Genomic DNA, 13,722 nt, shown 5'->3' on the forward strand with positions numbered 1-13,722 from the left:
CCCGACGCAAAACGGCAAATATGCAAAGGGCCCCGATCGGGGCCCTTTGCATATCATCCGAGCTCATCCTCAATGGCCTGCTTTTACTCCGCCATGCTGGCCTGGAATCCGACCGCCGTTGACAGGGCTTCGAGCAATTTGCGTTCGTCAGCCATGTCGACCTCGTGGCAGCGTCCGAAGACGCGGTTGCGATATCGAACTACCCCGACGGCTGGGTCGAACGAATCCTGACGGAGCGCTACTATCTCGACGATCCAGTGCATGCTGCCAGCATCGGCCGCAACACGCCTTACGCATGGCATGCCATCGGAACAGAAGTAATCCAGAGCAAGCGCCAGCGCACCATATTGAAGGAGGGTGCCAGCTTCGGCCTCCAGGATGGCATCACCGTACCCGTGCATTCGCCGGGAGAATACCGGGGAACCTGCTCCTTTGCGACCTCGCAGCCTGTTTCCATGACACCGCAAATTCGGGGGGCCACCCACATAGTCGCAGGATTTGGCTTCGAAACCGCACGCAAACTGGTGCGCTTGCGCCTTGGCCTTGAGCAGACGGTGCCGACCCTGCCACGATTCAGCCCGCGCGAAGTCGATTGCGTGGGGTTGGTCGCATCCGGCATGGGGGATACTCAGATCGCCCACGCCCTGGGCCTCTCCGAAGCGACGGTTCATCAGCACATCACCGCCGCCATGCGGAAATGCGGTGTTTTCAAGCGGGCTGCGCTGGTGTTCCGGTCCTTGTTCGATGGGCATATCTGCTTTCACAGTCTGCGCCGGACATCCTCTAAATAGAGGAATTTTCCTGACGGGCGGTTTCCCCGATCCTTTTGCCATCACAACAAGAGATGGCGAACATGGCCCACGTCATTCAAGGCGGATGGGAAGCGGCGCAAGGCGCGCTGCTTGCCCAGATGTACCAGGAACGCAAACGCGTATTCATCGATCTGCTGCGCTGGGATTTGCCCGCGCTCGATGGACGCTACGAAATCGACCAGTTCGACACGCCCTCGACGATCTATCTCATCATCGCGGGCACCGACGGCAAGCATCTGGGTTCGCTGCGGCTCTTGCCCACCACCCAGCCCCATGTTCTGGGAGATGTGTTCCCGGGCCTCTGCGATCTTGGGGCGCCGAGCGCACCGGATGTCTGGGAGATTTCGCGGCTGTGCCTGTCCCGTAGCATCCGCGCGGCCGAGCGACGGTACGTTCGCAATCAACTGGCGACGGCCCTGACGGTCTTCGCGCGGGATAACGGCGTTCGCGCTTATTGCTGTGTGGCCGACATGCCCTGGTACAACCAGATTCTTTCATTCGGATGGCGCTGCGAGCCTCTTGGTCTGCCGCACGATCTTCCCTGCGGCATGCTCGCCGCCCTGATGATCCACATCGACGACGAAACGCCCGCGCGGCTGGAAGCGACCGGAATATGGTCGGAGACACTCGCGCCGCTTGTTGCCCTGAGCCAGTGATGATGGAGAGAACCATGAGCACTGCCTCTCCATACGCCCGGTGCGTGGCCGATCTCCATGAACAGGGCTACGCCATCATCAACGATCTGGTTACGGCCGATCTGATCGCAGCCCTCGGCACCGACCTCGACGCGCAATTTGCCGCCATCGGATATTCAGAAGGCAGCTTTTCCGGCGCCGGAACCCGGCGTTTCGCCGGCCTCCTTAAGCGGTCGCCACACGTCTCGGACCTGGTAGAGCACGACCTGATCCTCCGGATTGCCCACGACATGCTGGGGCCATGGTGCGATCATTTCTCGCTCAATCTGACCCAGGCGGTCGAGCTCACTCCCGGGGCGAGCCAACAGGTGCCCCATCGCGATCAGGACATGTGGCCTTGTAGCGGCTTCGTTGACCGCAAACGCGGTATGGAATTCCTGATCAACGTCATGTGGCCGCTGTCGGCCTTCACGCAGGACAACGGTGCCACGCTGGTGTGGCCCGGGAGCCACCGGCGACAGGATGAATTGCTCCTCGCCCCCGAGGAAGCGGTCATTGCCGAAATGGCACCGGGCTCGGCACTCGTGTTCCTCGGCTCGACCCTGCACGCGGCAGGCGCCAATCGCACCGCCCTTCCCCGCCGCGGGGTGATCATCAGCTACTGCCTTGGGTGGCTGAAACCCTATGAGCTTCCCTGGCTCGCCTACCCGCCAGAAGTAGCCCGGCAATTTCCACGGAGCCTTGCGCACCTTGCCGGATACCGCGTGCATCGCCCGAATCTCGGCACATACGAAGGACGCTGCCCCTCCCTCCTGCTCGACAGCACGCTCGATACGCCCGGCGCAGTGGACGCGCTGTTGCCCGAACAGGAAGAACTTATCAGGGCATGGCGAAGCGGTACGATCGGTTCGGAGGCCCCTGAGGGTTCCGCTGCAAATCTCGATCAATCCACGCTTTCCGCGACCGTGGCCCCCGGTTCGCAGGCATCCCATGGATAGCGCCCCCACCGATGGCAAGCGCCTTGCCCTGTGCCGAACGCTGATCCTTCAGCGCAAGCTCGCAAAGGAGCTGCTCGGGGCCGGCCTATGCGCCAATCCGATCTGGGACATGCTGCTCGAACTTTATGTCGCGGACCGGGAAGGCGAACTGCTCTACATCTGGCAGCTCAGCGTTTCGGCAAACATTCCCATTTCCAGCGCACACCGCAAAATCGACATCATGGTGCACAAGGGCTTCGTGGAGCGCACTGTCGATGAAAGTGACCTGCGGCGCGTCGGCATCCAGCTTACATCGCCGTTTCGCGACATGCTGGATGAATTATTCGATACGCTGACGAACATGCTCATGACATCGTGTTGCCTGCACAGTTCAGGCGGTGGAGCGCATTCCTGCAGCGATTGAGCGCCGCGCGGCCAATGATGCTCAGTTATCCGGACCGGTGCCCCGATTTTCCCGGCAATGCCAAAGTCGAAGAATGAAAATCGTGGCCTGCGAAATTTCGTAGCGCATTTCGTAATTGCCCACGATGATCCGGCGCACTTCGCGAGGATCGAAGGCATCCAGCCTCTCGCCAAGGCGGGGGTAATCGAGCAAACGGCCCGGCGCACGGGCCAATTCCTGGACAATGCGCGCCGCGGCATCGGGCGCGACAGGCTTCAGATGTTCATGAAGGCGGACAAGATCGGAAGAGGCCTTGCTGGTCCACTGGATCTTCATGCCAGGGGCGGGGCCAGCGGATCTTTCGTGGAAAGGCTCTCGGCCCAGGCGACGATGCTCTGATGGTCGATTACATTGCCGGCATCGACATCATGCAGCGCTTCAAGCGTAAGCTGATGCCGCTCCTCTTCCTGGTCGATCCATGCGGTCAGGGCCTGCTTCATGATCCAGCCACGCGACCGGTCCATCCGTTCCGCCAGAACATCGACCTTGTCCGCCAGGTCGGCGGACACATGGGCGGTGATGACGCGGGTAGCTGCTGGCATACGATTAGCTTTCAATCAGGTTGATTGAAAGCTAATCAATCCTGGACATTAGCGCAAGCTGCAACACCGTTCAGGCCGGCGCAGCGGCCTTTTCCAGTTCGGCGATTTTGTCGCTGCAGATCAGGTGGACCACCCGGCCCAATTCCTCGACGCGCTCGCCGAGCCAGGTGAGTTCCTCTTCGCTGATCCGATAGTGTTTGGAATAGCGGGCCTTGGTGTAGGCCTCTTTCAGCTTCTGGAACATGGCCCGCTCGCGACGCGCGCCTTCAGGCCAGATGCCGACCATCCTCCCGTCGAGGCGCTCGGCTTGAGTGCGAAGGAACGCAATGTTGTGATTGTAGGGCGTATAGTTCTGCACGACGAGCAGCATACATGAGTAGAGCCGCTCGGTTGCTTGGTGCAGTTCGAAGGCCGCCTTCTTGAAGCGTCCCCGCTCACAATTTGATCGGAAATCGTCGAAGAATTCCCCGGCACTGGGAAACCACTCCTCGAAATACTCGCGCGCCATAGCCAACGCCTCCTTGGGCGTTTTGGGCTTGGGCTGATGGAGTTCACGCTCATCGGATTCGTAAATCGCGATGCCTTCCTTGGCCATTTCCAGGAAGAAGATGCGGCCGTGGGCTAGACCGTCGTTCACCTCCTGGAGCGAATGAACAATGAAGTTCACCGGCGTGCGCAGGGTCTTCTCGATCATGTACTCGCGGATCAGCCGCTCCTCGCACTTGGCCCAATATTTGGCCCGGTCGGCGAGATCCTTCTGGCTGACGATGATAAGAATATCATAGTCGCTCTTGTACTGGTTGGCCGAGAGCGGCGCATCGACCCAGTCGCCGCGGCTGTATGAGCCGAACAGCACGATTTTCAGGATTTGCGCACGCGAGCGCGGACCGGTCGCATGCTCGGTCGCCTCGCGAAATTCCTCGAAGATGACGGCGACGACGCGCTCCAGCTCGCGCTGCTTGGCCGGAGGCAGATGATCAATTCCCGTACGCATGGACCGTCACCCTAAACGCAACACCGCAAGATTGCCCAGCGCCAATTGCATGCGACGGCACACAATAATTACGCCTTCTTGCAACAATTTAATCACCCCTTCCCTCCCTCACTCAGGCCAGGGCTTGCCGGAGTCCATGGTTTGTTCCATATTCCGGTGATGAGACGGAAATGCTGGCGTCCGTCCTCAGGATAATCCTGCCAGGCATCATCACGCCCGTCCGCAATGGCCGGTCGGCTGGAGCGCTTCGGCTCACGGCACACCTTAGCTTCGAATGTCCCGCTTGCCGGGAACGCTTCGTATTTGGCCGGCGCAGGCTGTGTTGCCCATGCGCTCCCCGCACCTGTTACCGCGTACGTCCGCCGTTCTGGACGAAGCATCCTGTGATGGCGATACTGGCCGTTCCCTTACCGGGGCCAGCAATCCGGCGGAACGCGAACGGCAACTGACCGACCTGCTTTGCGCGGAACGCCCGAGGCTGATCCGCTTCTTTCGCCGGCAGGCAAGATTTGCCAGCCCCGACGAAGCGGACGATCTCGCGCAGGAAGCCATCACCCGGTTCCTGCGCGCGGCCCCTTCCACGCAGATGGCAACACCTCAGGCCTATCTGCGCCGGATCGCCAGCAATCTCCTTATCGACCGGGCCCAGCACGGATCGACCCGCCTTGCGCAGATTTCGGTCCCCCTGGTCGAAGGACTGGACCGCCCGGTCGAGTTCGATCAGCACCAGCAACTCGAAGCGCGCGAGGAGCTTGTTCATTACGAGCAGGTCCTGCGCCAACTCAAACCGCGAGTGCTGAAGGTCTTCCTGCTCAGCCGCGTCGAGGGATATACTTACAAGGAAATCGCCGCACGCCTGGGTCTCACTGTCTTTACCGTAAAGCGCGACATGCTGCAGGCCATTGCCCATCTCGACCAACATCGGAGGCACCGGTGAGCCTCGGCAAAGCAGAAGGACGCTTCCAACCCATGCACCGGATCGAGCGCCAGGCCTACAAATGGGCGATGAAGATGGCCGACGATCCCGAGCGGCACCGGGCGGGACTTGAACGCTGGATCGTTCGCAGCCCAGACCACCTCATCGTGTACAACCGCGTTGCCCGGGAAATGCGCCTCGCCACATGGAGCGCCGCCCAGCTCGATTTGCGCCCCGCAGACGCGAGAGCCACAAGACGAAGGCCTTTCCGCAATTCGGGATTCGTATTGGCGTTCGCGGTCCTCGCTTCGGTCCTGGCGGCCAGTTCGGCCGCGTTCCTGGTGCTACGCAGCCAACAAACGCCCGGCAAAGCCGTCGTTTCCGGCGCCCCTACAGTCGCCCAATCCTGGTCTTCACATGCCAATGACATTCGCCGGACCCGGCTCCCTGATGGATCGGTCGTCACGCTCGACCGGGACAGCACGATTGCCATCCGCTTTTCGGCGGACCGGCGCGTGATCGAATTATCCCGCGGCCGCGTCCGCTTCGAAGTCGCGCATGATACCTCGAGGCCGTTCGTGGTGCTGACACCCGGCGGAAGTGTCACGGCGACAGGGACCGTGTTCGACGTCGAAGTGCGCGGCACGGTTCGCGTGCACCTGATGCGCGGCGCGGTCGAGGTCGCCATGGCGCACAATACATCGGTGAACGAGGATAGCCCTGTCAGGCTCGTTCCTGGCCAGAAGCTGGAATTTGCATCGCGCCAGCAGGCCGTCGTGCCGGTTCCGCAGGCTGCCCCCGCGGCGGACGGCCGATGGCTGTCAGGGATGATGAGCTTCGAAGACATGCCGCTTGCCGATATCATCGCGCAGACCAACGCCTATTCCAGCACGCGAATTTCAGTGTCCGAACCCGGGCTTCTGCAAAAGGAGATGTTTGTCGATATCGACATCCGCGATGCCGATGCCGTCGCGCGCAAGCTCGCAGTTCTGCTCGGCCTGCGTGTCGATAGAAGCCAACCGGGCGAGCTCGTCCTGAGGCCTCAATGACATTTTTTTGCAACTTTTCGCGCACCGGTTTTCGTTGATCCCCGTCTAGCCCTGATGCCCGCACAAAACGCGGGCTCTACAGGGGCAAGGACATGGACAACAAGAGCCGGCTACTATTTGCGGCCATACTTTCCGGCACCGCGATCTGCTCGGTCGCACAGGCACAAGAGGACACCCGGCGCGATTTCGATCTCCCGGCGCAAGAGCTCAAGTTCTCGCTGCATGCCGTCACGCGCGCTGCTGGCCTCGAACTGGCCGCAAAGTCCGAGGCCCTTAACGGCAAACGCGCACCGGCCCTCAAGGGGCACTACAGCGCGGCAGAAGCCATCGCGCTGCTCCTCAAGGGCACCAGCCTTACCGCGCAGGTTTCCGGACGCACCGTGTTCATTCGGGAGAATGCCCCTTCGCCGCAGTCGGCAGGCGACACCGCCGCCATGGGTCCAGAAATCACCGTCACCGGATCGCGCATCCGCGGCGCGGTGCCGACCTCGCCTGTCGTTGCCAGCAGCCGCGAAGAGATCGAGCGGCGCGGCATTACCGATCTCGGGGCTTATGCCCGCAGCGTGCCGCAGAACTATGCGGGCGGACAGAACCCCGGCGTCATCGGGAGTGTCCAGGAGGGATCGGAAAACTTCAACTCCTCCTCGACCCTGAACCTCAGGGGCCTTGGCGCCGACGCAACGCTCACGCTCATCAACGGTCACCGCGCGGCCTACGATTCCGTCGTGCAGGGCGTGGATATTTCGGCGATCCCGCTCGTGGCGATCGACCGGGTGGAAATCGTCGCCGACGGTTCCTCGGCGCTCTATGGTTCGGATGCCGTCGGAGGCGTCGCCAATGTCATCCTTCGCCAGGATTACGAGGGCGGCAAGATATCCGCCCGCCTGGGCGCCGCAACCGAAGGCGGCGATGTCCAGCAGCAGTACAATCTCGTGACGGGAAGCCGTTGGGACGGTGGCGGCTTCATGGTGGCAGGCGACTTCAGCCGTTCCACAGACGTGACTGCCGGGCAGCGCTCGATCACCTCCACCCTCGACGGCTCGACCACGCTTTATCCTTCGCTCAACCAGAAGAGCGCGGTCCTTGCCGGACATCAGCAGCTCAATGACATGTTCAGCTTCGAGATCGATGGCCAGTTCAGCAAACGCCGTTCCAAAACGGCTCTGGCGTTCCTCACCACAGGCGACTTCACCGTAAATGGCACGGCGGCGCAGCGGGATGTAAAATCCTGGTCCATCGCCCCGCGTCTCAAGGCGGCTTTGCCGGGTGGCTGGCTTGCCACATTGGGCTACGTCCATGGCAGCAGCGATTCCGATGCGGCAACTGTCACGAACCTGGGCGGCGCGGAGTTCTCCCGCAACCGGATCTTCTATGACAACACCCTGGATACGCTGGAAGCGAGCGCGGAAGGCGGTGTTCTGCAACTGCCGGGCGGAGAGGCCCGGCTCGCATTGGGCGGCGGGTGGCGCTCGGTAAGCCTCGACGCCAACATCCGCTCGACGCGCGGCGGCGTCACGAGCACGCTTGTCGATTACACGAGCGGGCAGGATGTGTGGTTCGGCTATGGCGAACTCTCGCTTCCTCTGGTCGGTCCGGAGAACAGCGTGCCGCTGGTTCATCGGTTTCGGCTGACGGGCGCGGCGCGTTACGAGGATTACGAGCGCTTTGGCGGCACGACGACACCCAAGTTCGGGGTTGTCTACGAACCGGTCAGCGGCCTTGCGATCAAGGGGACCTGGGGCAAATCGTTCAAGGCTCCGACGCTGGCGCAGATCAACAAGGTCCCGGAAGGCAATCTCCTCAATGCAAGCTACTTCGTACCGGCAGCGCCCGCTGGTCAGCCTGTCCTTCTGCTCGGCGGCGTGAGCCCGGACCTCAAGCCGGAAAAAGCAACGACCTGGACCGCCACGGTGACCGCAACGCCCGCATTCGCCGAAGGCCTTCGCCTGGAGGTCAGCTATTTTCATACCCGCTACAAGGACCGGGTGGTTCAACCGGCAACCTCGTCCTCGCAGGTTTTCGGGAACGACATCTATGACCGGCTGATCGTCTACAATCCGACGGCAGAACAGGTAAATGCGGTCATTGCTGAGCTCCCGCTCGGGCTCGTCAATCAGACCGGACAGGCCTTCGACCCCGCCTATGTCGGCGCGATCGTCGACAACAGCCTGCAGAATGCGGCAAGCCAGACACTGGAGGGCGTCGATGCCTCGGCGGACTATCAGCTGACATTCGCGCGAGGGGACCAGTTGGGGTTCAATGCCGCGGTCAGCTACCTCAAGAGCAACCAGAAGCTGAGCGACGGTCAACCCACGATCCAGCGCGCGGGTACGATCTTCGATCCCCCGCACTGGCGCGCGCGGGGCAGTGCAACCTGGCAGCGCGGCAATTTCACGCTGAGCCCGAGTATCACCTATATCGGCGGGACACTCGATGACCGCTACCAGCCCTACGTTCGCGTCGGCTCCTACACCAGCGTCGATGCCGTCGCGCAGGTGCGGACTTCGGAAACCGCAGGATTTCTCTCCGGCATCGAGGTCACGCTTTCGCTGCTCAACATCTTCAACGAGATGCCCGCCACGATCCGCAATTCGTCCGCGGCCGCACCGACTTACGATGCCACCAATTACCCCGTCATAGGCCGAAGCGTCAGCCTCGGCCTGTCCAAGGCCTGGTAAGCATCATGCGGGTCATCCTTGCCCAAGCGGCGACAGCGGCACTGGTGCTTGCTGGCTTTCTCTGCGCGAAACCGGCTTCGGCAGCCCCCGAAGACTGCCACTCCCTCGTTCCCGGCAAGCTGGACAAGGATGGACCGCATCGGGCCCTGACACCGCTCGACCTCGTACAACTGCGCGATATCGGCTCCATCCCGGATATGCGGCAGCCGATCGTTTCGGTGTCGCCTGATAGCAAATGGCTGGCATTCGAGATCCACCGGGCTGATCCGCAGAACAATTCCTATTGTCAGGGCATGGCCGTGATGGAGGCACGCCCCGGCGCGCAGGCCGTGCTCGTCGATCAGCATCGCGATATCATTCGCTGGCGCTTCCCTGAACTGCCAGGAAAGGCAGATTTCCCCTCGGGCTTCGCAAAAGTGATCACGCCGAGGTGGTTTCCCGACAACAAGACCATCGCGTTCCTGAAACGCACGGGAACCACCATACAAATATGGCGGACACGCATCGACGGGAGCCACAGTGCTCCCGTCACCCATTCCGATACCGATATAGTCGATTTCCGGATCGCCGGGGACGGCCGGACGATCGTCTATTCGGCCAGTCCCGCGCTACAGGCGGCGTGGGGCCAGATCGATCAGGAGGGCCTTTCCGGCTTTCATTTCGATGACCGGTTCGCACCCAACGCCTCCACCCGGCCGTTCCCCTCGCCCCCGATTCCGGTCGAGACCTTCGCGCTCGATTTGGCCAGCGGGCAGGTTCGCACAGCGTCCGTTGCGGAAGCGGCTCTGCTGCAGGATGACAAGCCTCGCGGCCCGCCGGGCGCGATTGCCGTTGCGGTCTCGCCATCGGGCAGACGTGCCTGGACGAAACCGACACTATCGGAGCGATTTCCACCTCGCCCGCAATTGGTGGCAGAAAGCCTTACCGGATCGCCCATCAGTTGCGAGGCACAAGCATGCCGATCAGTCACGACCTTGCTGGGCTGGTCTGCCGATGGCGCGAGGGTCCGCTTCACGCATCTGGAAGGCTGGGCCGACAGCCTGACCGCCATCTACGAATGGAAACCGGGCACACGAACCGTCAAACGCCTTTACGTCACGCCCGGTTTGCTGGTCGACTGCGCCCCCTTGCATGATGACATGGTCTGCGTCGAAGAAGGCTCAAGCACACCCAGGCATATCAGTCTCCTTCGGCTTGGTTCCGGGCGTGACGAAGTGCTGTTCGATCCCAACCCGGAATTCGGCAAGTTGCGTCTTGGGCGGGTCGAACGGCTCACATGGAAGACCGCCTATGGCACCGAGAGCTTCGGTGATCTGGTCTATCCGGCCGGCTACAAGCCCGGTCAGCGCTATCCGCTTGTGGTCGTCCAGTATATCTCGCGCGGCTTCCTGCGGGGCGGAACGGGCGATGAGTATCCCATCCAGGCCTTTGCCAATCGGGGCTATGCGGTGCTGAGCATCCAGCGTCCGCGTTCGCCGGTCGCTGTCCCTGACGCGAAAAGCTATACCGACCTCGACAAGGCGGATCTTGTGGGTTTCAAGGACCGGAAGAATGTCCTGTCGGCGATCGAGACGGCCGTTCAATCCCTGATCGATCGCGGTATTGTCGATCCCGCGCGCGTCGGCATCACGGGTCTCAGCGACGGGGCTTCAACGGTGCAGTTCGCGGGCCTTCACAGCAGGTATTTCGCGGTCGCCGCCATGAGCAGCTGCTGCTGGGAACGCTCGCAAATGGCCATGCTCGGCCCGGCCGTCGCCCGCCAGTACGTGCAAACAGGCTGGCCGCGCCAGTCGGACAACGCACCGGAATTCTGGAACGAAATCTCATGGGCGCAGCAGCCCCGGCGCGTTGCGTTTCCGGTCCTCATGCAGCTCTCGGACAATGAGCTTCTGCCCGCGCTGGAGGCCTATACCGCGCTTGCCGAAGTCGATGCGCCAGTGGACCTCTACGTCTACCCCCATGAAGATCACGTCAAATGGCAACCGGCCCATCGCCTCGCGGTCTACCGGCGCAATCTCGACTGGTTCGACTTCTGGTTCAAAGGCTCCGCGCCTGATGCGCCGCCTGCAGAGACTACGCGTTGGCAAGCGTTACGGGATCGGATGGCCGGGCGCAGCCGGAAAGATGACGTCGACGGCGACCCGAACTTGTCGCGACCTGCCCCCTGACCGCAGGTATCGAGACCGGCCACGACGCAAATTGTTATGTCCAATGTCCAATCCAGGCTTCGGTATCGAGCAAGGCCATGATCCGCATGTACTCCGACGCCGCATGCAGCCTGCTCTCGCCGAGGCTCGCCCCCAGAGCGTCGAGATCGAGCAATCCTTGTGAGGCGAGCCGCCCCCCGAGCAACCTTTCGCGAATCTCGGCCATTCGGCTCGTGAGCAATTCCACGATGAAGCTGTCGGGCCCCGCCTTTGAACGCCGATCAAGAATTTGGGGTGGAAGCCGCGATGCGTAAGCCGCACGGGCCGCCGCACGATTGACGCCGCCCGCACACATCTCCCAGGTCGGAATGGCAAGGCAGGTTTCGACGATCGGCTGTGAGACGAGTGGATTGACCAGCGTGAATGGCAAAGCACGATCGTAGCCGTCCAGATGCTGCTGCATGCGCAGCAACATGGCGACATGCCCTGCCTTTCCCGGAAAAGCCTCGTCTGGAACTTCGAGCCAGGGGTGTTCGGCAGGTTGGCGGCTTTCCTCGGCGACGATGTCGCGGTTCAGGAACAAGGGGTCGGTTCTCCAGCCATAGCCCTTCCCCCTTCCCTTCAGAACTCGCCGTGCTTCGCGCATTGCCTGCCATGCGCTGGCGCCGGTGACCGCGCAGACGTCTCGCAGCGTGCGGACGAGCCCGGGCCCCATGCCTTCGGCCAGATAGCGATCCGCGATCGGCCGCGCCGAGGCGCTGTTGTAGAAAACATTGTCGCCGCCGTTCCCGGTAAAATAGGCATCTGCGCCCAGTTCTGCTGCTTTGGCGGTGACGACAGTGCGAAAGGCAAGATCGTGTGTCCTTCCGCAAGGACGGGGAAGATGGGCTACCACCGAACGATCAAGATCGATGGCATCGAGAGAGTAGCCGCACTCATGGAGGCTGGCGTGGCAATGTGCTGCGATAACCCTCGCATAGGAACGCTCGTCACCGCTCGGATCGCGCGTAGCAAGCGTGAGGCATGAGAGCGGACGGCCCCGCCGAGCCAGCGTAGTGGCAACGATCGACGAATCGAGGCCACCAGAAACGCTGAGAAGAATGTTCGCGTAACGTGAGCCCCAGGCCGATATGCACTGCTGCAAGGCGCGGCCCAATTGTTCCGCACTATCCTCGGGTTCCATGACATCAAGCGTGGCGGCATAGTCCCATGGCGACCAGCATTGCTCCGCGCGGTTTCCTTTTTCGGGAAGGCTTACGCGTGCACCTGGCAGAATTTCGCTCAGCCCGGCGATGGCCGTCCGGGGCGATGGCAAGTCGCGCATGAAGAGTTGGCGCTGCAATGCGTCCCAGTCGATCCTGGGCGCCAGACGCCCCGCCTTCACCAGGATACCTGGATCGGAGGCGAAGACATGCAGGTCTCCTTGCCGCAATCGGAAGCATGGCAGTGCGCCCATGGGGGCTCGCAAGACGCACACTCCGCCGGGCATCTCGAACGCCGCAAGATAACCGCCCCAGTACCTCTCAATGAGGTGAGCACCGCCGGATTTTCGGATGGCGTCGGCAGCGCGCTGATCAAAGTCGCGGATGGCTTCAGGAGGACCGTGGCGATGAAAGATCGTGCCGATCACCGCGCCGCCACCGGGAATGGGCAGAACATCGCTTTCATCGCTCACTACGAGCGAAAACGGGCCCGGCACCGCAACCATGGTGAGGCCGCAGCGCTGCGCGGCCCGACTAGCCGCACCTTCGCGCTCATCTGCGTCCGGCGAATGGAAGAGAATGTAGCGCGGCGCCATTACACGACCATGATCGGCGTGAAGGGGCGGACGTTGTCGACGGTGTCATTGAGAACGGTCTCACCTTGCTGCACCCAGCAATGCGCGGAAAACGGGCTGGCCTGCACGCCGAATACAAGGCTGGGAGCAAAACCCCGGCGCAGGCAAATCCATACAAAGGCGAGCGAGCGAACGAGGCACCGGTCCGAGCGCCGAAAGATCAGGCCGAGCGCCTCGAAAGCCGCATTTATCCGGGCATATTCATCGTCATGCCGCCAGGCAACGTCAGCCCCTGCGGTAGGCTTGCGACTTTCGATATCCCGTATGAGCGCGGGCAATCCACGAAGCCGTACCCGCCATGCGAGAACGCATTGGGCAACGGCGACCTGCATGAGCATGGATGGGCCAGGGCGTTGACCTACGCTCGCAACGACATCGCGGGACGCAGGCATGATGCGAATGGATAAGTCAGTATCGGGGGCCTGCGTCTGCTCGATGAGCATGCCCCGGGCGAGGAGCGGTTGCAGCACCCCGTCATCATCCGGACTGCAGGGTTCACCGCCTGCCGCGCGGCGAAAGGCCTCATCCATACCGGGCGGCAGCGCGAAATACCGGTCGGCCTCGATGTCGAGAACGATCGTGCGCCCACTTGCCGTGCAGTGATGGAGATTGTCGCGCAAAGAGAAGAACATGGTCGCGGCGCCTTGGCAGTGACGCGCCCCGGCAGGAGCC

General features: G+C 62.1%; 13 protein-coding genes and 1 pseudogene. 9 read left to right on the plus strand and 5 right to left on the minus strand.

All coding sequences use genetic code 11. The annotated features are described in order from the left end of the window. Positions 1-137: 137 nt before the first annotated feature. The 5 genes and pseudogenes from NZK81_RS19640 to NZK81_RS19660 all read left to right on the plus strand — a co-directional run. Positions 138-446, plus strand: a pseudogene (locus NZK81_RS19640) (autoinducer binding domain-containing protein); the annotation flags it as partial. Positions 447-455: 9 nt separating this feature from the next. Beyond that, on the plus strand, positions 456-791 hold the full coding sequence (locus tag NZK81_RS19645; protein ID WP_260047785.1) for a helix-turn-helix domain-containing protein: 336 nt from the start codon (positions 456-458) through the stop codon (positions 789-791). Positions 792-844: 53 nt separating this feature from the next. Further along, a complete protein-coding gene (locus tag NZK81_RS19650) occupies positions 845-1,468 on the plus strand; it encodes an acyl-homoserine-lactone synthase (RefSeq protein WP_148274978.1) in 624 nt (207 codons plus the stop codon). 14 nt (positions 1,469-1,482) lie between these two features. Next, positions 1,483-2,445: a phytanoyl-CoA dioxygenase family protein gene (locus NZK81_RS19655; RefSeq protein ID WP_148274977.1), complete on the plus strand. Its 963-nt coding sequence runs from the start codon at positions 1,483-1,485 to the stop codon at positions 2,443-2,445. Continuing rightward, entirely contained in the window at positions 2,438-2,848 is a 411-nt protein-coding gene (locus NZK81_RS19660) for a helix-turn-helix domain-containing protein (protein WP_013832886.1), read from the plus strand. Before NZK81_RS19655 ends, NZK81_RS19660 begins: the two co-directional genes overlap by 8 nt. A 21-nt stretch (positions 2,849-2,869) precedes the next feature. Here NZK81_RS19660 and NZK81_RS19665 read toward each other — a convergent pair whose 3' ends face one another. From NZK81_RS19665 to NZK81_RS19675, 3 genes are all read right to left on the minus strand, one after another. Beyond that, on the minus strand, positions 2,870-3,163 hold the full coding sequence (locus NZK81_RS19665) for a type II toxin-antitoxin system RelE/ParE family toxin (RefSeq protein ID WP_260047774.1): 294 nt from the start codon (positions 3,161-3,163) through the stop codon (positions 2,870-2,872). Continuing rightward, positions 3,160-3,429, minus strand: a complete 270-nt coding sequence (locus tag NZK81_RS19670) for a CopG family ribbon-helix-helix protein (RefSeq protein ID WP_260047775.1) — start codon at positions 3,427-3,429, stop codon at positions 3,160-3,162. Before NZK81_RS19670 ends, NZK81_RS19665 begins: the two co-directional genes overlap by 4 nt. A 70-nt stretch (positions 3,430-3,499) precedes the next feature. Further along, on the minus strand, positions 3,500-4,423 hold the full coding sequence (locus NZK81_RS19675; protein ID WP_260047776.1) for a nucleotidyltransferase and HEPN domain-containing protein: 924 nt from the start codon (positions 4,421-4,423) through the stop codon (positions 3,500-3,502). Positions 4,424-4,751: 328 nt separating this feature from the next. Between NZK81_RS19675 and NZK81_RS19680 the strand changes: the two genes are divergently transcribed. The 4 genes from NZK81_RS19680 to NZK81_RS19695 all read left to right on the plus strand — a co-directional run bounded on the left by NZK81_RS19680 (position 4,752) and on the right by NZK81_RS19695 (position 11,234). Then, positions 4,752-5,360 carry an RNA polymerase sigma factor gene (locus NZK81_RS19680; RefSeq protein WP_260047777.1) on the plus strand — a complete coding sequence of 203 codons (609 nt, stop codon included), beginning with the start codon at positions 4,752-4,754 and terminating at the stop codon, positions 5,358-5,360. Beyond that, entirely contained in the window at positions 5,357-6,388 is a 1,032-nt protein-coding gene (locus tag NZK81_RS19685; RefSeq protein ID WP_260047778.1) for a FecR family protein, read from the plus strand. Before NZK81_RS19680 ends, NZK81_RS19685 begins: the two co-directional genes overlap by 4 nt. 92 nt (positions 6,389-6,480) lie before the next feature. After that, positions 6,481-9,066, plus strand: a complete 2,586-nt coding sequence (locus NZK81_RS19690) for a TonB-dependent receptor domain-containing protein (RefSeq protein WP_260047779.1) — start codon at positions 6,481-6,483, stop codon at positions 9,064-9,066. 5 nt (positions 9,067-9,071) lie between these two features. Then, positions 9,072-11,234, plus strand: coding sequence for an Atxe2 family lasso peptide isopeptidase (locus NZK81_RS19695; RefSeq protein ID WP_260047780.1), 2,163 nt, complete (start codon positions 9,072-9,074; stop codon positions 11,232-11,234). A gap of 34 nt (positions 11,235-11,268) precedes the next feature. On the opposite strand, the gene NZK81_RS19700 is transcribed toward NZK81_RS19695, so the two are convergent. Together NZK81_RS19700 and NZK81_RS19705 are read right to left on the minus strand one after the other, a co-directional pair. Next, positions 11,269-13,011 carry an asparagine synthase-related protein gene (locus tag NZK81_RS19700; protein WP_260047781.1) on the minus strand — a complete coding sequence of 581 codons (1,743 nt, stop codon included), beginning with the start codon at positions 13,009-13,011 and terminating at the stop codon, positions 11,269-11,271. Next, on the minus strand, positions 13,011-13,682 hold the full coding sequence (locus tag NZK81_RS19705; RefSeq protein ID WP_188821804.1) for a lasso peptide biosynthesis B2 protein: 672 nt from the start codon (positions 13,680-13,682) through the stop codon (positions 13,011-13,013). The genes NZK81_RS19700 and NZK81_RS19705 overlap by 1 nt, the downstream gene beginning before the upstream one ends. Positions 13,683-13,722 lie beyond the last annotated feature (40 nt).

The sequence above is a fragment of the Novosphingobium mangrovisedimenti genome (assembly GCF_025153475.1).
Taxonomy (GTDB): Bacteria; Pseudomonadota; Alphaproteobacteria; order Sphingomonadales; family Sphingomonadaceae; genus Novosphingobium; species Novosphingobium mangrovi_A.

What these genes read in the sequence shown, in the direction of transcription:
- NZK81_RS19645 (WP_260047785.1), top strand. Translation starts at nt 456, where the DNA reads ATGACACCGCAAATTCGGGGGGCCACCCACATAGTCGCAGGATTTGGC.
- NZK81_RS19650 (WP_148274978.1), top strand. Translation starts at nt 845, where the DNA reads ATGGCGAACATGGCCCACGTCATTCAAGGCGGATGGGAAGCGGCGCAA.
- NZK81_RS19655 (WP_148274977.1), top strand. Translation starts at nt 1,483, where the DNA reads ATGAGCACTGCCTCTCCATACGCCCGGTGCGTGGCCGATCTCCATGAA.
- NZK81_RS19660 (WP_013832886.1), top strand. Translation starts at nt 2,438, where the DNA reads ATGGATAGCGCCCCCACCGATGGCAAGCGCCTTGCCCTGTGCCGAACG.
- NZK81_RS19665 (WP_260047774.1), bottom strand. Translation starts at nt 3,163, where the DNA reads ATGAAGATCCAGTGGACCAGCAAGGCCTCTTCCGATCTTGTCCGCCTT.
- NZK81_RS19670 (WP_260047775.1), bottom strand. Translation starts at nt 3,429, where the DNA reads ATGCCAGCAGCTACCCGCGTCATCACCGCCCATGTGTCCGCCGACCTG.
- NZK81_RS19675 (WP_260047776.1), bottom strand. Translation starts at nt 4,423, where the DNA reads ATGCGTACGGGAATTGATCATCTGCCTCCGGCCAAGCAGCGCGAGCTG.
- NZK81_RS19680 (WP_260047777.1), top strand. Translation starts at nt 4,752, where the DNA reads ATGCGCTCCCCGCACCTGTTACCGCGTACGTCCGCCGTTCTGGACGAA.
- NZK81_RS19690 (WP_260047779.1), top strand. Translation starts at nt 6,481, where the DNA reads ATGGACAACAAGAGCCGGCTACTATTTGCGGCCATACTTTCCGGCACC.
- NZK81_RS19695 (WP_260047780.1), top strand. Translation starts at nt 9,072, where the DNA reads ATGCGGGTCATCCTTGCCCAAGCGGCGACAGCGGCACTGGTGCTTGCT.
- NZK81_RS19700 (WP_260047781.1), bottom strand. Translation starts at nt 13,011, where the DNA reads ATGGCGCCGCGCTACATTCTCTTCCATTCGCCGGACGCAGATGAGCGC.
- NZK81_RS19705 (WP_188821804.1), bottom strand. Translation starts at nt 13,682, where the DNA reads ATGTTCTTCTCTTTGCGCGACAATCTCCATCACTGCACGGCAAGTGGG.